Annotated in this window: 15 protein-coding genes and 1 riboswitch; of the genes, 4 read left to right on the top strand and 11 right to left on the bottom strand. The window is 69.8% G+C overall.

The window, feature by feature from the left end; translation table 11 throughout:
• Window positions 1-3: 3 nt before the first annotated feature.
• The 3 genes from nadC to nadA are packed head-to-tail and all read right to left on the bottom strand — an operon-like array spanning window position 4 to window position 3450.
• On the bottom strand, window positions 4-861 hold the full coding sequence (nadC, locus tag ASG52_RS11610; RefSeq protein ID WP_056243055.1) for a carboxylating nicotinate-nucleotide diphosphorylase: 858 nt from the start codon (window positions 859-861) through the stop codon (window positions 4-6).
• On the bottom strand, window positions 854-2368 hold the full coding sequence (locus tag ASG52_RS11605) for an L-aspartate oxidase (RefSeq protein WP_056243054.1): 1515 nt from the start codon (window positions 2366-2368) through the stop codon (window positions 854-856). The genes nadC and ASG52_RS11605 overlap by 8 nt, the downstream gene beginning before the upstream one ends.
• Complete coding sequence (gene nadA / locus ASG52_RS11600) at window positions 2368-3450, bottom strand: quinolinate synthase NadA (RefSeq protein WP_056243052.1); 1083 nt, start codon at window positions 3448-3450, stop codon at window positions 2368-2370. Before nadA ends, ASG52_RS11605 begins: the two co-directional genes overlap by 1 nt.
• A 355-nt stretch (window positions 3451-3805) precedes the next feature.
• On the opposite strand from nadA, the gene ASG52_RS11595 reads away from it, so the two are divergent.
• Window positions 3806-5182, top strand: coding sequence for a methyl-accepting chemotaxis protein (locus ASG52_RS11595; protein WP_056243050.1), 1377 nt, complete (start codon window positions 3806-3808; stop codon window positions 5180-5182).
• A gap of 187 nt (window positions 5183-5369) precedes the next feature.
• Here the strand turns inward: ASG52_RS11595 and ASG52_RS11590 are convergent, their stop codons facing one another.
• The 6 genes from ASG52_RS11590 to ASG52_RS27850 form a co-directional block, all read right to left on the bottom strand.
• On the bottom strand, window positions 5370-5675 hold the full coding sequence (locus tag ASG52_RS11590) for a hypothetical protein (RefSeq protein ID WP_056243048.1): 306 nt from the start codon (window positions 5673-5675) through the stop codon (window positions 5370-5372).
• 59 nt (window positions 5676-5734) lie between these two features.
• Window positions 5735-6046, bottom strand: coding sequence for an EthD family reductase (locus ASG52_RS11585; protein ID WP_056243045.1), 312 nt, complete (start codon window positions 6044-6046; stop codon window positions 5735-5737).
• Window positions 6047-6313: 267 nt separating this feature from the next.
• Window positions 6314-7645 carry an NAD(P)/FAD-dependent oxidoreductase gene (locus tag ASG52_RS11580; RefSeq protein WP_056243043.1) on the bottom strand — a complete coding sequence of 444 codons (1332 nt, stop codon included), beginning with the start codon at window positions 7643-7645 and terminating at the stop codon, window positions 6314-6316.
• Window positions 7646-7770: 125 nt separating this feature from the next.
• Complete coding sequence (gene maiA, locus ASG52_RS11575; RefSeq protein WP_056243041.1) at window positions 7771-8418, bottom strand: maleylacetoacetate isomerase; 648 nt, start codon at window positions 8416-8418, stop codon at window positions 7771-7773.
• Between the two features lie 249 nt (window positions 8419-8667).
• Entirely contained in the window at window positions 8668-11367 is a 2700-nt protein-coding gene (gene acnA, locus ASG52_RS11570) for an aconitate hydratase AcnA (protein ID WP_056243232.1), read from the bottom strand.
• A 281-nt stretch (window positions 11368-11648) separates the two neighbouring features.
• Window positions 11649-11825, bottom strand: a complete 177-nt coding sequence (locus ASG52_RS27850; RefSeq protein WP_200945597.1) for a hypothetical protein — start codon at window positions 11823-11825, stop codon at window positions 11649-11651.
• Window positions 11826-11984: 159 nt separating this feature from the next.
• Here ASG52_RS27850 and ccmA point away from each other — a divergent pair, with 159 nt between their 5' ends.
• Together ccmA and ccmB are read left to right on the top strand one after the other, a co-directional pair.
• The gene (ccmA, locus tag ASG52_RS11560; RefSeq protein ID WP_056243037.1) at window positions 11985-12629 is read left to right on the top strand and encodes a heme ABC exporter ATP-binding protein CcmA; all 645 of its coding nucleotides are present in this window, start codon (window positions 11985-11987) and stop codon (window positions 12627-12629) included.
• Complete coding sequence (gene ccmB, locus ASG52_RS11555) at window positions 12626-13294, top strand: heme exporter protein CcmB (RefSeq protein WP_056243035.1); 669 nt, start codon at window positions 12626-12628, stop codon at window positions 13292-13294. Before ccmA ends, ccmB begins: the two co-directional genes overlap by 4 nt.
• A 21-nt stretch (window positions 13295-13315) precedes the next feature.
• On the opposite strand, the gene ASG52_RS11550 is transcribed toward ccmB, so the two are convergent.
• Together ASG52_RS11550 and ASG52_RS11545 are read right to left on the bottom strand one after the other, a co-directional pair.
• Window positions 13316-13588 carry a hypothetical protein gene (locus tag ASG52_RS11550; protein WP_056243033.1) on the bottom strand — a complete coding sequence of 91 codons (273 nt, stop codon included), beginning with the start codon at window positions 13586-13588 and terminating at the stop codon, window positions 13316-13318.
• Between the two features lie 44 nt (window positions 13589-13632).
• Window positions 13633-14049, bottom strand: coding sequence for a hypothetical protein (locus tag ASG52_RS11545; RefSeq protein ID WP_056243031.1), 417 nt, complete (start codon window positions 14047-14049; stop codon window positions 13633-13635).
• A gap of 805 nt (window positions 14050-14854) precedes the next feature.
• Window positions 14855-15049, top strand: a riboswitch (cobalamin riboswitch).
• A 120-nt stretch (window positions 15050-15169) separates the two neighbouring features.
• Between ASG52_RS11545 and ASG52_RS11535 the strand changes: the two genes are divergently transcribed.
• Window positions 15170-17401: a TonB-dependent receptor gene (locus ASG52_RS11535; RefSeq protein ID WP_056243027.1), complete on the top strand. Its 2232-nt coding sequence runs from the start codon at window positions 15170-15172 to the stop codon at window positions 17399-17401.
• The last annotated feature ends 101 nt before the right edge of the window (window positions 17402-17502 follow it).

Below are 17502 nucleotides of genomic sequence, written 5' to 3'. Positions count from 1 at the left end.
AGATCAGGCCGCGTCCAGACCCAGATCGATGATCGCCGCGCTGTGCGTGATCCAGCCGACCGAGATCAGGTCCACGCCGGAGGCCGCGACCGCGCCGACGGTGTCGCGGTTGATCCGGCCCGAGGCTTCGGTGAGGGCGCGGCCATCAACCATACCGACGGCCTGACGCAGCGTCTCCAGGCTCATGTTGTCGAGGAGCACGGCGTCGATGCCGACGCTGAGCGCCTGTTCGAGCTGGGCGAGCGTATCGACTTCGACCTCGATCTTGACGAGGTGGCCGGCGCGCGCGCGGGCGCGCTCGATCGCCGGCACGATGCCGCCGGCCACGGCGACGTGGTTGTCCTTGATCAGCACGGCGTCGTCGAGGCCGAAGCGGTGGTTCGAGCCGCCGCCCGCCCGCACCGCTTGCTTCTCCAGCGCCCGCAGGCCCGGCGTGGTCTTGCGGGTGCAGACGATGCTGGCCTTGCCGTGCGGGCGGGCCGCCTCGACCAGCGAGGCGGTGGCGGTGGCCACGCCACTGAGCCGGCAGAGCAGGTTGAGGGCGACGCGCTCGGCGGTCAGCACCGCGCGGGCGGGGCCCGAGAGTCGGATCACCACGTCGCCCGGCGCGACGCGGGCGCCGTCCGGCCGCTCGACCGTGACCTTGAGACTCGGATCGATCAGCTCGAAGGCGATCACCGCGGCGTCGGTGCCTGCGATCACGCCGTCCTGGCGCGAGGCGATCACCGCCTCCATCCGCTCGGACGGCGGGACGATGGCATCGGTGGTGATGTCGCCGGCCCGGCCGAGGTCTTCGAGGAGGGCGGCCCGCACCAGGGGCTCGACCAGAATGCGCGGGAGCGGGAGCAGGTCGTCACGCATCGGAGAGTTCCTGCTTCGCGTTCGCCTCGGCCGGCGTCGTCACCGAGTGGTGAGCCGGGAGCTGGCCCGGATAATCGCTGCGCCAGTGGGCGCCGCGGCTCTCGCGGCGGGCCAGCGCCGCGCAGGCGATCATCAGCCCGGTCTCGGCGGCCGGGCAGCCGGGGCGCGCTGCCAAGCTGTCGATGGCCTGGATCAGGCCGGCCTCGTCGCGCACCACGCCGACATGGCGCTCCATGATCGCCCGCACCGCGTCCGGCGCGCCCTCCTGGCCCGCGAACGACGGGGGCAGCGGCGCGGGGCGGATCGGGGCGGTGGCGGGTGCGGCCTTCGCGATGGCCTCACTGATGCGGGGGGCGAACGCCAGCGCCTCCAGCAGCGAGTTGCTGGCGAGCCGGTTGGCGCCGTGCAGGCCCGTCGAGGCGACCTCGCCGCAGGCCCACAGACCCGGCACGGTGCTGCGGCCGGCCTCGTCCACGAGGATGCCGCCCATGTGGTAATGCGCCGCCGGGCGTACCGGGATCGGCTGCGTCGCCGGATCGATGCCGGCCTCCGCGCAGAGCGCCGCGACGGTGGGGAAGCGCGTCGGCATCGAGCGGCCCAGCGCGCCGCGGGTGTCGAGATAGACCGTGCGACCCCGCGCCAGTGCCTGGAAGATGCCGCGGGCGACCACGTCGCGCGGGGCGAGGTCGCCCCCCGTGACGCCCGCCATGACGCGCTCGCCGTTCTCGTCGATCAGCGCTGCGCCCTCGCCGCGCAGGGCCTCGGTCGCGAGCGGCATCGGATCGCGGCCGGACGCGATGGCGGTCGGGTGGAACTGCACGAATTCGAGGTCGCGCAGGGCCGCGCCGGCCCGCGACGCCGCGAGCAGGCCCCGGCCGGTGGCGCCGCGCGGGTTGGTGGTCGAGGCGTAGAGCCCGCCGAGGCCGCCCGTGGCGAGCACTACGGCGCGGGCGGACAGGCGGAAGGCGGCCCCGTCGCGGGCGCAGACGACGCCGCGGACAGTGCCGTCGGCGTCGCGGATCAGGTCGTGCAGGGTCGCGACCATCACCTCGACGGTCGGGCAGGCCTGCACCGCCCGCACCAGCCCTTCGAGGACGGTGGCGCCGGTCGAGTCGCCGCGCGCCCGCACGATGCGGCGGCGGCAATGGGCGGCCTCCAGGCCGAGCGCCAGCGTGCCGTCGGCCTCGCGGTCGAAGCGGATGCCGAGGCCGACGAGCCAATCGATCAGGCCGGGGCCGGCCTGCGCCACGCTGAGCGCGGTGTCCGGCTCGGTCAGCCCGGCGCCCGCCGCTTCCGTGTCCGCCGCGTGGAGCGCGGGGGCGTCGTCGCGGCCGATGGCCGAGGCGATGCCGCCCTGCGCCCAGCCAGTGGCGGTGCCGAGCCCGAGCGGGGCTGCGGTGATGAGGGTGACGGGACACGGTGCGAGCCGCAAGGCGGTCGCGAGGCCGGCCACGCCGCCGCCGACCACGACGACGCGGTCGGCGGGGCTGCGGGGGACGATGCTCATCAGGCGGCGGCCGAAGTGGACGAGAGGCTGGGCGCGGGCGAGACGGTCGGGGTCGGCTTGACGGCGAGCATCCGCTCCACCGCCATCCGGGCGCGGTCGGCCAGCTCCGGATCGACCGTGACCTCGTGGGTCATCGTCTCCAGGGCGTGGCGGATGTTGCCGAGCGTGATCCGCTTCATGTGCGGGCACAGGTTGCAGGGCTTGATGAACTCGATGTCGGGGTTGGCGACCGCGATGTTGTCGGCCATCGAGCATTCGGTCACGAGCACGACCTGGGCGGGCCGCTTCTCGGTGACATAGTTCATCATCATCGCCGTCGAGCCGGAGAAGTCCGATGCCTCGACGACCTCGGGCGGGCATTCCGGGTGGGCGATCACGGTGATGCCCGGATAGCTGTCGCGCACCTCGGCGATGTCGGCCGGGGTGAAGCGCTCGTGCACCTCGCAGTGCCCGGCCCAGGTCAGCATCTCGACCTCGGGCACCTGTTGCTGGACGTTGCGGGCCAGGAACTCGTCGGGGATCATCAGCACCCGCGGTACGCCGAGGGCGCGGACCACGTCGGCCGCGTTGCCCGAGGTGCAGCACACGTCGGACTCCGCCTTCACGGCGGCGGAGGTGTTGACGTAGGTCACCACCGGCACGCCCGGATACTTCGCCTTGAGCGCCCGCACGTCGGCGGCGGTGATCGAATCGGCGAGGGAGCAGCCGGCGCCGAGGTCCGGGATCAGCACGGTCTTGTTCGGGTTCAGGAGCTTGGCGGTCTCGGCCATGAAGTGCACGCCCGCCAGCACGATCACGTCGGCATCGACGCGGGCCGCCTCGCGGGCGAGCGCGAGGCTGTCGCCGACGATGTCCGCCACCGTGTGGAAGATCTCCGGCGCCTGATAATTGTGGGCGAGCACGACCGCGTTGCGCTCGCGCTTGAGCCGCAGGATCGCCTCCACGTCGGGCGCGAGCGCCGGCCATTCCACGGCCGGCACGTGGCGGCTCACCCGCGCGTAGAGCTCGGGCAAGGGAAAGGCGCCGGAATGGTGGGAGGCCTGGCGACCATCCGCACGGGGGGCGGTTCCAGCCTGCAACATCGTGCACTCCTTTATGCTCAAATTGAGCATTGCGCCGCCTAACTTAGGGGTCGCCCGCCCCCTTGTCCAGATATGTCCAGACTGAGCATATCGATTTTGCGACGCACACAGCCTGTGGCGTTGCGGTGTCGGTTAGGCCGACCAGCCAAGTTCTCGCGAGTCGTTGCCGCGACCTTGGGCAAGTCCGGCAAGATCTTCCGAGAAGATCGGCCGAAATCAAATTTTAACGGCGTGGTGAGAGGGTCCAGGGGACATAGGGCGCAAGCAACTCCGGACTCTGGCCGGAGCTGTTTCGGGGCTCGAGACGGCGCAACCCTTTCGGGCGCTCGAAGGCGAAGAGGTACCCAGGATCAATATGCTGCCTCTCAAGTTCCGTCGCGATGCGGGGCCTTCGGTCCCACCGAATCCCGCAGGTCGGTCCGAGGGGCCGTCGGACGAGGCGCGCCTCGTCGCGGCGATCGAGCGGTTGACCAAGGGCGCGGGCCTCGAGGACGATTCGTCGCTCAAGGGCACGCCGGTCGGCGCCGCGCTCGGCGGTCTCGGCCGGTCGCGCGACGCCGGGCTGCGGGCCGAGCGGGCCAAGCTCGCGGCGGTCGCCAAGGAGGCCTCCGAGAGCGCGATCAACATCGGCTGGACCACCTACGACATCGGCGAGGTCGCGCAATCGACGCAGACCATCGCCAGCGCCATCGAGCAGATGGTCGCCTCCATCGCCGAGGTGTCGGAGACCTCCGATTCGGCCGGCGCCTCCGCGCTCGCCGCCAGCGAGGCGATGGCGAACTGCACCTCGGATGTGCGCAACGCCCGCGCCGCCATGGACGCGATCCGCGACCGCACCCACCAGATCGACGAGCGGCTGAAGCTCTTGCAGAACGCCATCGCCGAGATCGGCACCATGGCGGGCACAATCGCGACGATCTCCAGCCAGACCAACCTGCTCGCGCTGAACGCCACGATCGAGGCGGCGCGCGCGGGCGAGGCGGGCCGCGGCTTCTCGGTGGTCGCCGCGGAGGTGAAATCGCTCTCAGGGCAAACCGCCCGCTCGACCGAGCAGATCCGCACGTGGCTCAACACGCTCCAGGGCGAGATGGGCCAGATCGCCAAGGCCGTGGAGGAGAGCCGCGCGGCGGTGGCGAGCGGCAACACCGTGGTCGAGAATCTCGGCGGCCGGGTCGAGGACGCGGCCGAGCGCATGGCGCAGACCAGCGAACTCAACGCGGCGCTCGCCACCGCTCTCGGTCAGCAGCGCAGCGCGACCTCCGAGATTTCGGGCAGCGTCCAGAGCATCGCCGAGAAGGCGGCCAAGACCCGCACCGAGATCGACAGCATCACCAGCCGCCTCGTGAAGGCCGAGGCGCTGGCCCAGGCCGGGCTGGAGGACGCCGCCGGCCTCGAGCTTTACGAGCTGGTGCGGCTGCCCGCCGATATCGGCGTTTGGAAGCGCGCGCTCGCCACGATCCTCGTCGGATTCGCCCCGGCGGATCAGGCTGTCGCGACCCTGCGCGACCGCGCCGCCAAGCGTGCGGCGGAAGCCGCCCGCGTCAGCGGGGCGGATGCGGGCGCGGTCGAGGCCTTCCTCACCGCCGACGCCAAGGCCCATGAGGAGGCCGCCCGGATGGTCGCGGGGATCGCCCAGAACAACTGGGACGTCGGCACCCCGGCCTACAAGGCCGCGACCGCGGCGATGAAGGACATGATCAAGGCGGCCGAGCGGATCGTCGGGGGGCGGTGAAGCGGTTTCGCTTCGCTCCCCTCATCTCCACTCATCCTACCCAACCCCCTCATCCTGAGGTGCGAAGTGGAGCGAAGCCTCGAAGGAGGACTCCAGCGGATCGCGCGATCCATGGAGCCCTCCTTCGAGGCCGCTGCGCGGCACCTCAGGATGAGGGTGTGGGTGGGAGTTTCGTTCGAAAAGAGCGCTACGCCGCGTCCTCGTCCTCGATCGGGTCCGCGGTCCAGGCGGTCGCGAAGGCGGCGAGGTGGCGAGACTCCGAAAAAGCCAGCACCGTCACCGTGCGCTCCGCGGGCGCCGCGCCCGGATAGGGAGCGAGCAGGACCTTTTCCTGCGACATGCGCGCGTCGGGCGCGTTCTGCGCGATCCAGGCCTGCGCCTCCGGCGTCAGCGTCGCGGGATCGCTCAAGGCGCGCGAATCGGCGCGCAGCACGATGATCGTGGTGCCGAGCGAAGGGTTCGCCCCCTGCAACTGCTTGATGATGTCGATCATCGGCGTTCCGTCCTGTCCATCCGCGTCGTCCGGGCCGGCGCACCGGCCCGGAGTGACGCCTATTCCGCGAAATCGCTGATCTGCACCACCGGCTGGGAATCCGTAAAGTTCGGGATGTCGCCGAAGATTTCTTCGCCGTCCTCGCCCGCGGCCCGCTTGAAGGCGTCGGCCGAGTCGAAGCGCAGGTTGGCGACCACCTGATACGGGGCGGTGCCGCCGTCCGGCGTGCCGGCGCCCTTGAGCACCGTGTAGTCGTGCAGCCCCTTGGACGACCAGCGCTGGCTCACCAGCGGCATGTGCTTCTTGAGATAGTAATCCATGTCGAAGCGGGTGCCGCTGTCGCTCGGATACATCACGCTGATCAGGACCATGGGATCTCCTTCCGGCCGACTTCACGCGAGTCGGTCGGAAGCGAAGATGAGGCGCGGGGGCGGCGGTTCAAGCGCGTGAGCCCTCGGACCTCACCCCCGTCATTCCGGGGCCGCGTAGCGGAGCCCGGAATCCACCCGTGATGCGCGGCCACAAGAAGCGTTGAGACCCGTCGTGGATTCCGGGTTCTCGCCTACGGCGAGCCCTGGAATGACGGCGGTGCGTGGAGACGCGGACGATAAGCCTGCGTCGCGTGAGCCCTAACGGCCTCAGTGCAACTTCACCCGCGCTACGGTCCGCCGCGTGATCGCACGCGCCAGCGCGTCGAGGGCGGTCTTCCAGAAGCCGTTCACCGCCGTCTCGTGCATCTTGTAGAGCGAGCGGTACATCAGCCGGGCGAAGAGGCCGGCGATGAACATGTTCTTCCCCTGGATGAAGCCCATCAGGTTGCCGACCGTGGTGTATTCGCCGAGCGAGACCAGCGAGCCGAAATCGCGGTACTTGAACGGTTTCAGCGGCTTGCCGGCCATCTTGTTGGGGATCTGCTTCACGAGATGCGCGGCCTGCTGGTGGGCGGCCTGAGCGCGCGGCGGGATCGGCGTATCCGAGCCCTGCTCGACGAGGTAGGCGCAGTCGCCCATGGCGAACACGTCCGGGTCGCGGGTAGTTTGGAGCGTCGGCGTCACGACGAGCTGGTTGTTGCGCGTCGTCTCCAGGCCGCCGAGATCCTTCAGGAAGTTCGCGCCCTTCACGCCCGCGGCCCACACCACGAGTTCGGACGGGATGAAGCCGCCGTCGGCGAGCTGCACGCCGTCGGCCCGCACCTCGGTGACGCGCGCCTTCACCCGCACCTCGACGCCGATCTTGGCGAGCAGCGCCATCACGTCGCCCGCAAGCCGGGCCGGGACGGCGGGCAGGATGCGGTCGGCGGCTTCGACCAGGGTGATCTTGAGGTCCTTGGCCGGATCGATCTTGTCGAGGCCGGTCTTGGCGACCTCGCGGGTGGTGCGGTGGAGTTCGGCCGCGAGTTCGGTGCCGGTGGCGCCCGCGCCGATCACGGTGACGTGGAGCTGCCCCGGACGGACCGGGCCCTCCTGCGTGTGGGCGCGCAGCATGCCGTTGACGAGGCGCTGGTGGAAGCGCACCGCCTGCTCCTGCGTGTCGAGCGCAATGGCGTGCTCCTTCACGCCGGGCGTGCCGAAATCGTTGGTGGTGGAGCCCACCGCCATCACCAGCGTGTCGTAGGGGATCGCGCGCACCGGCGTGACCTCGCGGCCCTCGCTGTCGGTGCTCGCGGCGAGCTGGACGATCCGGCGCTCGCGGTCGAGCGCGGTCATCTCGCCGATGCGGTAGCGGAAGTGGTTGGCGTGGGCGTGGTGCAGGTAATCGACCGCGTGGTGGCCGACATCGAGCGAGCCGGCGGCGACCTCGTGCAGCAGCGGCTTCCAGATATGGGTGCGGGCGCGGTCCACCAGCGTGACGTGGGCCTTGCCGGACTTGCCGTACTTGTTGCCGAGCGCGGTCACCAATTCCAGCCCGGCCGCGCCTCCCCCCACCACGACGATCTTGTGCAGATCGGTGACCGACTCGCTCGGAACCATTCCTCGCCCCACTCCACGCGGGTCGCCTCGCCGGGCGCCCTTTGCCAGTTTGGAACGATCTTACACCAGCAATCGTGAATCGGCCCACTCCGCCGATGCGCGGGTGGGCCGCGGGGCGGACGTGCCTACTGCGCCGGCGCGCCGGGCTGGCGCAGGGGGTGGGCGCGGGCGACCGCGTCGAGGGTGAGCAGGTCGTCCGCGATGCGCTTCACCGTCGGATAGGGCGCGGTGTCGATGCCGAAGATGCCGGTGCCGACCCACAGGCTGATCAGGCACAGGTCGGCATGGCTCACCGCGTCGCCCTGGCAGTAGCGGCCGGTGCCGGGCTCGTTCGCGAGGCGCTGCTCCAGCACCTTGAGGCCGGTGGTGAAGGCGTTGCGCAGGAAGTCGAGCATTTTTTCCCGCGGGAGCCCGTAATGTTCCATCAGGAAATTGCGGACGCGGGGCACGTAGAGGGGGTGGGTGTCGCAGGCCACGACCTGGGCGAGCGAGCGGGCGCGGGCGCGCTCGCGCGGGTCGGCCGGCAGCAGTTTCACGCCTGGTTGCGTCTCCTCCAGATAGTCGAGGATGGCGAGCGATTGGGTGAGCGGCGGACCGTCGCCGTCGAACAGGGCCGGTACAGCGCCCTGCGGGTTGATTGCCAGGAAGTCGGGCTTGAACTGGTCGCCCGCGTCGAGATCGAGAAACACTTCCTCGTAGGCGATGCCCTTGAGGTTCATCGCGATGCGCACGCGGAAGGCGGCGGCCGAGCGCCAGTTGCCGTACATCTTCATGGAATGTCCTCCCGTGTTGGCGGCGCTTCCACCCTCTCCCTCATCCTGAGGTGCTCCGCAAAGCGGAGCCTCGAAGGAGGGCTCCAGGGATCGCGTGATACACCGGATCCCTCCTTCGAGGCCGCTGCGCGGCACCTCAGGATGAGGGGATAGGGTGGGACGAGCGCACCCACACGGGACCGGCGCTCCCCTCTCCCGCCTGCTCCGCAGGCACCCTCCCCCGCGGAGGGGGGAGGGTTTTGTTGCAGCTTACGCCGCGAGCGAGCGCAGCACGTACGGCAGGATGCCGCCGTTGCGGAAGTATTCCAACTCGTCGAGCGTATCGATCCGGCAGGTCAGCGGTACCTCCCGCTTCGTGCCGTCGGCCGAGGTGATCTCGGCGGTCAGCGTCTGGCGCGGCTTCAGCTCGCCGGCCAGGCCCTTGATCGTCACGGTCTCGTCGCCCTTCAGCCCGAGCGACTGCCACGATTCCTCACCCTGGAACACCAGCGGCACCACGCCCATGCCGACGAGGTTCGAGCGGTGGATGCGCTCGAAGCTCTCGGCGATCACGGCGCGGACGCCCAGGAGCTTGGTGCCCTTGGCCGCCCAGTCGCGGGACGAGCCGGTGCCGTATTCCTTGCCGGCGAAGACGACGAGCGGGGTGCCCTGCTCCGCGTATTTCTGGGCGGCGTCGTAGATGTAGAGCTGTTCGCCCGAGGGCTGGAACAGCGTCCAGCCGCCCTCGACGACGTTGCCGGCCTCGTCGCGCACCATCTGGTTCTTGATGCGGATGTTGGCGAAGGTGCCCCGCATCATGACTTCGTGGTTGCCGCGGCGCGTGCCGTACTGGTTGAAGTCCTGCACCCGTACCTGATGCTCTTGCAGGTACGCGCCGGCGGGCGAGGCCGCGCGGATGTTGCCCGCGGGCGAGATGTGGTCGGTGGTGATCGAGTCGAGGAAGAGGCCGAGGATGCGGGCCCCCTCGATGTCGGTGACCGGATCGGGGGTCTTGGTCATGCCCTCGAAGTAGGGCGGGTTCTGCACGTAGGTCGAGCCGCCGTCCCAGGCGAAGGTCTCGGCCTCGGTCACCTCGACGCCCTGCCAGTTGGCGTCGCCGCCGAACACGTCGGCGTAGCGGCTCTTGAACAGGGTCGAGGTGATGTTCTCCTCGATGAAGCGGTTCACCTCTTCCGAGGACGGCCAGATGTCCTTGAGGTAGACCGGCTGCCCGTCCGAGCCCTGGCCCAGCGGCTCGGTGGTGATGTCGATCTGGAGCGAGCCGGCGAGCGCGTAAGCCACCACCAGCGGTGGCGAGGCGAGGTAGTTGGCGCGCACGTCGGGGTTCACGCGGCCCTCGAAGTTGCGGTTGCCCGAGAGCACGGCGGCTGCGACCACGTCGTTGTCGTTGATCGCCTTCGAGATCGCGGGCGGGAGCGGGCCCGAATTGCCGATGCAGGTGGTGCAGCCGAAGCCGACGAGGTTGAAGCCGAGCGCGTCGAGGCTCTCCTGCAGGCCGGACTTATCGAGATACTCGCCGACCACCTGCGAGCCGGGGGCGAGCGAGGTCTTCACCCACGGCTTCGAGCGCAGACCCTTGGCGACCGCGTTGCGGGCGAGCAGGCCGGCGCCGATCATCACGCTCGGGTTCGAGGTGTTGGTGCAGGACGTGATCGCCGCGATCACCACGTCGCCGTGGCCGATGTCGAAGTTGGTGCCCTCGACCGCGTAGCGGCTCGCGATGTCGGCGGCCCGCTTGAACTCCTTCTCCATCGAATCGGCGAAGCCCGGCTTGGCAGCGTCGAGCAGCACACGGTCCTGCGGGCGCTTCGGGCCCGCGAGCGACGGGCGCACGGTGCCCATGTCGAGTTCCAGCGTGTCGGTGAAGACCGGATCGGGGGTCTGCGCGTCGCGCCACATCCCCTGCGCCTTGGCATAGGCCTCGACCAGTTCGATGCGGGCGTCGTCGCGGCCGGTCACCTTGAGGAAGTCGATGGTCTTCCGGTCGATCGGGAAGAAGCCGCAGGTGGCGCCGTATTCCGGGGCCATGTTGGAGATCGTGGCGCGGTCGGCCACCGCCATGTCGTCGAGGCCGGGACCATAGAACTCCACGAACTTGCCGACCACGCCCTTCTTGCGCAGCATCTGCGTGACGGTGAGCACGAGGTCGGTCGCGGTGGTGCCCTCGGGCAGCTTGCCCGACAGCTTGAAGCCGACGACCTCGGGGATCAGCATCGACAGCGGCTGGCCGAGCATCGCGGCCTCGGCCTCGATGCCGCCGACGCCCCAGCCGAGCACGGCCAGACCGTTGACCATGGTGGTGTGCGAATCGGTGCCGACCAGCGAATCCGGATAGGCGACCTCGGCGCCGTCTTCCGAGCGCGTCCACACCGTCTGCGACAGGTATTCCAGATTCACCTGATGGCAGATGCCGGTGCCGGGCGGCACGACGGAGAAGTTGTCGAAGGCCGACTGGCCCCACTTGAGGAAGGTGTAGCGCTCGCCGTTGCGGGCGTATTCGAGGGCGACGTTGTCGCCGAGTGCCTTCGGGGTGCCGAACTCGTCGACGATCACCGAGTGGTCGATGACGAGATCCACCGGCACCAGCGGGTTGATCTTCTGGGGGTCGCCGCCGAGCGAGACCATGGCGTCGCGCATCGCGGCGAGGTCCACCACCGCGGGCACGCCCGTGAAGTCCTGCATCAGCACGCGGGAGGGGCGGAAGGCGATCTCGGTCTCGGCCTTGCCCTTGGTGTCGAGCCACGCGACGGCGGCCTCGATGTCCCCTTTCCGCACCGAGCGGTCGTCCTCGAACCGCAGCAGGTTCTCGAGGATCACCTTCATCGAGAACGGCAGGGCGGTCGAATCGGCCAGGCCGTTCTGCTGCGCCTGCGGGATCGAGTAGTAGGTGTAGGTCTTGCCCCCGGCTTGAAGCGTCTGGCGGGCCTTGAAGCTGTCGAGCGATGCCACGGCTAGTCGGATCCTGAAGCTGGCGTTGTCGAACACGGCGTAGGCATAACCTGCGCCACGAGAGGTGTTCGGCCGTATGCGCTCGTGAACGAGCGCGCGCCGCCCCGGGGGCGCCCGGGAAGAGTGCCGGAACCGGCACTCAGGATGGTGCGCGAGGGGCGATTTGGACGCCCTGAGAATGTCGCGCGGCGCAGCCTGGGCCGGTCTATAGAACGTTTCGAATCTGGCCGCTACTGCCCGTCGCGTGGGCAGTGACGGTCTGCCCTTCCTGAAACGGCGGGCTACGGCGCCTCGGGCGGCGGCGCGCCGAAGCAGCGGCCGACGGCCTCCCAGAACGCGGAGAGTTGATCGGGCGTGAGGCGCGCCAGCCGCTCTTCCAGCAGTTTGCGCCCGGCGATCGCCGCCGGGTCCTGCTCGAACTCGGCCTCGGTGGGGTGTGCGCTCGCGCCCGAATCCACGGCCGCCTCCTGTCGGGTCCGCGAATGGACCGTCCGGTTCAATGCGCCGCGTGGCGGCCGGTTCGCCTCGAACCGCGCATTAGGCTATCGCAATCGCCGTTTCCGCCGGGGCCTTCCCGAGCGGCCGGAGGATGGGCGCGTGGCGTCACACATGAATCCGTGCGGCTGATCGTCCAAAGCCTCGCCTGCCGCCGTTCGGGCCGCCGCATCTTTTCCGGTCTGTCCTTCGCCCTGGCGCCGGGCGAGGCGCTGATGGTCACGGGACGCAACGGCGCGGGCAAGTCGAGCCTGCTCGCGATGCTGGCCGGGCGGTTGAAGCCCGATGCCGGGACGATCCGCGGCGAGGACATCGGGGAGGCGACGCTGTTCGAGCGCCTGCACGTCGTCGGCCACCGCGACGGCCTCAAATCCGCGCTGACCGCCCAGGAGAACCTCGATTTCGCCCGCGATCTTCTGGGGGACGCCGCGCTCGAACCGCGCGACGCGCTCGCCGAGTTGGGTCTGCCGCACGTGGCGCGGCTGCCGGTGGGCTATCTCTCGGCGGGGCAGCGGCGGCGGGTGGCGCTGGCGCGGCTCCTCGTCTGCCGCCGCCCGCTCTGGCTCCTCGACGAGCCGACCGCGGCCCTCGATCTCGCCTCGCAGGAAGTGCTCGCCGCGATGATGGCCCGGCACCGGGCGGAAGGCGGCCTCGTCGTCGCCGCGACCCATCAGGCGCTCGGGCTGGAGGATGCCCGCGAGTTGCGCATCGGTCCGGATACCGTGGATCGAACGACCGACGAGCGGATCGAGGAGATCTGGGCATGATGCGGGCGTTCACGGCGCTTCTCGCCCGCGACCTCAAGCTCGCCGCGCGCGTCGGCGGCTCGGGGGCGCTGTCGCTGGTGTTCTTCCTGATGATCGTGGTGCTGGTGCCGTTCGCGCTCGGGCCCGACCTCAACCTGCTGTCGCGGATCGGCCCGGCGATCCTCTGGCTCGCCGCGGTGCTGGCGACCCTGATCGGCCTCGACCGGCTATTTCAGTCCGACGAGGAGGACGGCTCCCTCGACCTGATGACCGGGGCCGCCGTGCCGCTCGAACTCGTGGTGCTGGCGAAAGTCGCCGCCTACTGGCTCACGACCGGCCTGCCGCTCGCACTCTCGGCGCCGCTGTTCGGGCTGCTGGTGGCGCTCTCGCCGACAGCGATGGGGGCGACCGCGCTGACGCTGCTCGTGGGCACGCCCGCGCTCGCCTTCATCGGCGCGGTCGGCGCCGCGCTCACCGCCACGATCCGCCGCGGCGGCCTTATTCTGGCGATCGTGGTGCTGCCGCTGATGATCCCGACCCTGATCTTCGGCGTCTCGGCCACGGAAGCCGCGCTCGGCGGCACCGTGCCGTTCACGACGCCGCTGGCGGTGCTCGCCGCGCTTAGCCTGATCGCGGGGGTGATCGGGACGCTCGCCGCCGCCGCCTCCCTGCGCTGGTCGGAGTGACCCGGAGGGCCGGACGCCGGCCTACTTGTCGCAGCCGATGCAGATGCCGGTGTCGATCTTGTCGTTCTTGCGCTCGGTGCGGGTCTCCCGCTCGATCGAGCGCGACTCGCCGCGGTCGACCCGGTCGAGCCCGCCGCCGCCCGCGGGCGGCATGGTGCGGCCGACCGCGGAGGTGTTGGGCGCCGTCACCGTCGAGGTCGGGCCGCCGCCGACCCCGGTCTGGGGGGCTTGCGCCGCGGCCGCGGTGGCGAAGGCGGTCGTGAGAACGGTCGCGAGCAGGATGCGCTTGGTCATGGTCGAACTCCCTGGCCCGTCAACGCCGGGATGATCCTCGGGTTTCAGTCCGGCCAGTGGATGGTGCCCTCGCGCAGGCCCAGCATGGCCCGCTCGCCGAGGCCGAAGGCGCCGGACTGATCCTCGACCACGCCCGAGACGCTGACATGGCAGGCGTCGTCCAGCGCGCCGCCCTCGCACAGCCGCCCCGCGCGGACAGCACCGGCGTCCGACAGCCGCACCAGCACCCGGCGCAGCGGCGGCGCCGAATTCGCGGCGGCCTGCGGCGCGAGGCCGAGGCAGGTCGCCTCGCTCTCGGTGGCGAAGACGAGATGGCAATCGTCCAGCGTCACCCGCGTGCCGATCAGCGGATCGGCCGCGACCGCGAACTCCACCGCCGCGATATGCGCCTCCATCGCCATGACCTCGGCCGGCGACGGCAGGGTCGTGAGCAGGAAGGGGAGGAGGGCCGGAATCCGCATCGCCGTCGAGGCCTCGAAACATTTCGTCGGCGAAGCGAAGCAAGGGGCGTGCGAGATCGTGGCCGTGAGCTTTCGATACTGTGGAAAAGGGGCCTGTCGATCGACGGAGACCCAATCCGTCATTGCGATGGGGTGCCGAAGCAAACCAGGGCGCGACTTTTCGAGAGAGGGCGTGACCGTGCCGACGGAGCGGCTCCGTTTGCGACTTCCCCGGACAGTGCGGAGCACTGGATTGCGCCCGTTTCGCATCGCCATGACGGTGCGGGTACTGCCGAGCCGTCGATCGCCCGAAAGCCGTCCCCTCCCCTACGGCGTCCTTGCCCTGCCGCCGCCTTCGGCGGTGTGGGTGTCCTGGGTCCGGGTCAGGCCGGTGCCTTCAACAGCGAACACGACCACGAGCGCGGCGGGCAGCAGGGCAACGGAAATCAGATGGGCATCCAGCGGGGCGCCGGGGTCTCGGGGGCGGATTTCGACACGTCGTTCGTGAGCCGCCGGAGCGCCGGCTTCGCTTCTCGCCACGTTCTGACGCCGGTCGGAGGCCTCTCAATCGGTGATCCATGCGCCGGACGCATGGCCGGGATCGTCTTCGTCGGGATTGTTTTGTGCAGCGCACCGTGAGACGGATGGGCATGCGAGATCGCGATGGCGTCGCGGTCCCGTTGCCCTTCTTGGGCGTTTCCTCCCTAGACTTCGGGCCGCCCTCCATCGGGGCGGCCTTTTTTCTTGGGCCCGCTGCTTCGATGCTTGAGGCACAGGAATCCGCGCTGTCCGCGCGACATCCAGTTGACCTGTCCGGTCCCGCTCCCCTAGCTAGGCCGTAGACGGTTCCCGAGAGGGATCAAAAGGGAACGCGGTGAGGGCCTTGGCCCGACCCCGCGGCTGCCCCCGCAACTGTGAGCGGAGAGTCCCCCATCACCACGTCACTGGGCGCCTCGCCTGGGAAGACGATGAGGGACGGCGACCCGCGAGCCAGGAGACCTGCCGTCGGCCGTGGTCACACGCGAAACGCGCTGGGCGGGGTGCCTCGGCGGGTGTCGGAGCGCGGACCGTCGAGTCGGACCCGTGCCACGGCCTCGTTCGCGGTGACGTGCCACCGTCGCCGCCCGAGGCCCGTCTTCTCATGTCTCTCCCTAAAAGCCGCCGCGTGCGGCCGATCCTCGCGACGCTCGCGAGCGCCCTCCCCTTCGCCGCCGCGGCGCAGGTGGCCGCGCCTCTGGAAACCCGGCTCGACGAGATCGCGGTCGCGGGCAACATCGAGGTGCCCTTGGGCGCGCCCGCCGACGCCATCGGCGCCGAGGCTGCGGCGCTCCTGCGCAAGCCCAGCCTGACCCAGGCCTCGCCGGTCGGTCTCAACCTGCGCACGCCGTCGCGCGGGGCGAGCCGGTTGGGCCTCACGCCGCTGCAGACGCCGGCCAGCCTCGACATCGTCTCCGGCGAGACCATCCGCTTGCGCGGCCAGTCCTCGGTGCTGGAAGCGGTCTCGCAGAACGGCACCGGCATCTCGATCTTCGGCACGCCGGGCTTCGGGCTCGGCGCCTTCACCGCGCGGGGCTTTGCCGGGCAGAACTCGATTCAAACGCTGTTCGACGGCACCCGGCTCTATGTCGGCGCCAACACCCTGACCTTCCCGTTCGACACGTGGAACGTCGAGCGCATCGAGATCCTGCGTGGTCCGGCGTCCGTGCTCTACGGCGAGGGCGCCATCGGCGGCATCGTCAACGTCGTCTCGAAGAAGCCGCTGTTCACGCCGCTGAACGTCGCCCGCGTCGGGCTCGGCTCGGACGGGCTGGTGCGCGCGGCGATCGATACGACCGGGCCGATCGGCGAATCGGTCGCCTACCGCCTCAACGTCAGCGGCAACCGCGCCGACGGCTGGATCACCCCCAACGGCGAGTTCCGCAACCTCGCGGTCTCCGGCGCGCTGACGTGGCAGGCGAGGACCGACCTCGCCGTCACGCTCAGCCACGACCTCGGCTATCAGGAGCCGGTGCGCTACTGGGGCACGCCGCTGGTGAACGGACGCGTGCTGGATGCGGTGCGCTTCAACAACTACAACGTCCGCGATTCCAAGATCACCTGGGCGGACAACTGGACCCAGCTGCGCACCGAGTGGACGCCGTCGGCCGACGTCACGATCCGCAACACCGCCTACCGCCTGCAGAGCCGGCGCCACTGGCTCGATGCCGAACAATACGTCTACGATGCCTCGACCGGGCGCGTGAACCGCTCGGACTACATCGACATCATCCACAGCCAGGAACAGATCGGGAATCGCTTCGACGCGACGTTTCGTGGCTCGCTGTTCGGCCTGCCGAACCAGTTCACGGCCGGCTTCGACGTGAACCACATCACCTTCCGCCACACCAACAACTTCAGCGGGACCTTCAACGAGCCGCCCTCCAATGAGCCGCCGCAGAGCGTCCCCTTGATCGGCTACGATCCTGGCTTCTTCCCGGCCAACGGCCGCGCCGTCCCGGCCTACGCCACGACCACGAACCAGGCCTCCGTCTTCGCCGAGAACCGGCTCGAAGTGACCGACCGGCTCTCGCTCCTGGCTGGCGTTCGCTTCGACGCGCCGACCCTCTACCGCGCCAACCTCCTGAACGGTTCTTCCTTCGAGCGCTCGTACCAGTCGCTCGGCTACCGCTTCGGCCTCGTCTACGCGCTCACGCCCGACACCACGCTCTATGCGCAATACGCCACCGCCACCGATCCGGTGAACAGCCTGATCTCGCTGTCGCAATCGCTGTCGAACCTCAAGCTTTCGACCGGCGAGCAGATCGAGGTCGGGGCCAAGGGCCTCGCCTTCGGCGGTGCGGTCGAGTGGACGCTGGCCGGCTACCGCATCGTCAAGAAGGACGTGCTCTCCCCGGTGCCGGGCAGCAGCCAGCTCGTGGCCCAGGTCGGGCAGCAATCCTCCTACGGGGCGGAGGCCGCCCTGTCGTGGCTGCCTCTTCCGGGCTGGCGCATCGACGCCAACCTCGCCCTGCTGCAGGCCCAGTACGACGATTTCGGCGATTTCGCCGGCAACGTGCCGATCAACGTCCCAGAGCAGGTCGCCAACCTCTGGGTCAATTGGGCGTTCGCCCGCGACTGGGAGGCGCGGGTCGGCGTGCAATATGTCGGCGCGATGTTTTCCGACTTCGCCAACCTCGGCCGTCGCCCGGACTACGCCTTGGTGACGCTGGGCCTCGACCGGCAGGTTACGCCGGCCTCGCGCCTGTCGTTCCGGGTGTCGAACCTGCTCGATACGGTCTACGCCCTCGACGGCACCGTTGCCGGAAACGTGAACACCAACTGGTATCTCGGCAGACCCCGCACTTTCGAGGTCGCCTACACGGTCGCGTGGTAACCGTAACCATGAAAAGCTTCTTGTCGCCCGCGAGACACGGGCGGCGAGAAAGCGAGGATTGCGGCGGGCGAATGCTTGCGCGCGGAAATCCCCCCTCCTAT

This window comes from Methylobacterium sp. Leaf456 (genome assembly GCF_001425465.1).
Classification (GTDB): domain Bacteria; phylum Pseudomonadota; class Alphaproteobacteria; order Rhizobiales; family Beijerinckiaceae; genus Methylobacterium.
This window is presented reverse-complemented; position numbering and strand designations above follow the sequence as displayed.

Coding starts and splice junctions, on each gene's coding strand:
- nadA (WP_056243052.1), bottom strand. CDS start 3,450: ATGTTGCAGGCTGGAACCGCCCCCCGTGCGGATGGTCGCCAGGCCTCC.
- ASG52_RS11590 (WP_056243048.1), bottom strand. CDS start 5,675: ATGATCGACATCATCAAGCAGTTGCAGGGGGCGAACCCTTCGCTCGGC.
- maiA (WP_056243041.1), bottom strand. CDS start 8,418: ATGAAGATGTACGGCAACTGGCGCTCGGCCGCCGCCTTCCGCGTGCGC.
- ASG52_RS11545 (WP_056243031.1), bottom strand. CDS start 14,049: ATGCGGATTCCGGCCCTCCTCCCCTTCCTGCTCACGACCCTGCCGTCG.
- ASG52_RS11595 (WP_056243050.1), top strand. CDS start 3,806: ATGCTGCCTCTCAAGTTCCGTCGCGATGCGGGGCCTTCGGTCCCACCG.
- ASG52_RS11605 (WP_056243054.1), bottom strand. CDS start 2,368: ATGAGCATCGTCCCCCGCAGCCCCGCCGACCGCGTCGTCGTGGTCGGC.
- ASG52_RS11550 (WP_056243033.1), bottom strand. CDS start 13,588: ATGACCAAGCGCATCCTGCTCGCGACCGTTCTCACGACCGCCTTCGCC.
- ccmB (WP_056243035.1), top strand. CDS start 12,626: ATGATGCGGGCGTTCACGGCGCTTCTCGCCCGCGACCTCAAGCTCGCC.
- nadC (WP_056243055.1), bottom strand. CDS start 861: ATGCGTGACGACCTGCTCCCGCTCCCGCGCATTCTGGTCGAGCCCCTG.
- ASG52_RS11535 (WP_056243027.1), top strand. CDS start 15,170: ATGTCTCTCCCTAAAAGCCGCCGCGTGCGGCCGATCCTCGCGACGCTC.
- ASG52_RS11585 (WP_056243045.1), bottom strand. CDS start 6,046: ATGGTCCTGATCAGCGTGATGTATCCGAGCGACAGCGGCACCCGCTTC.
- ASG52_RS11580 (WP_056243043.1), bottom strand. CDS start 7,645: ATGGTTCCGAGCGAGTCGGTCACCGATCTGCACAAGATCGTCGTGGTG.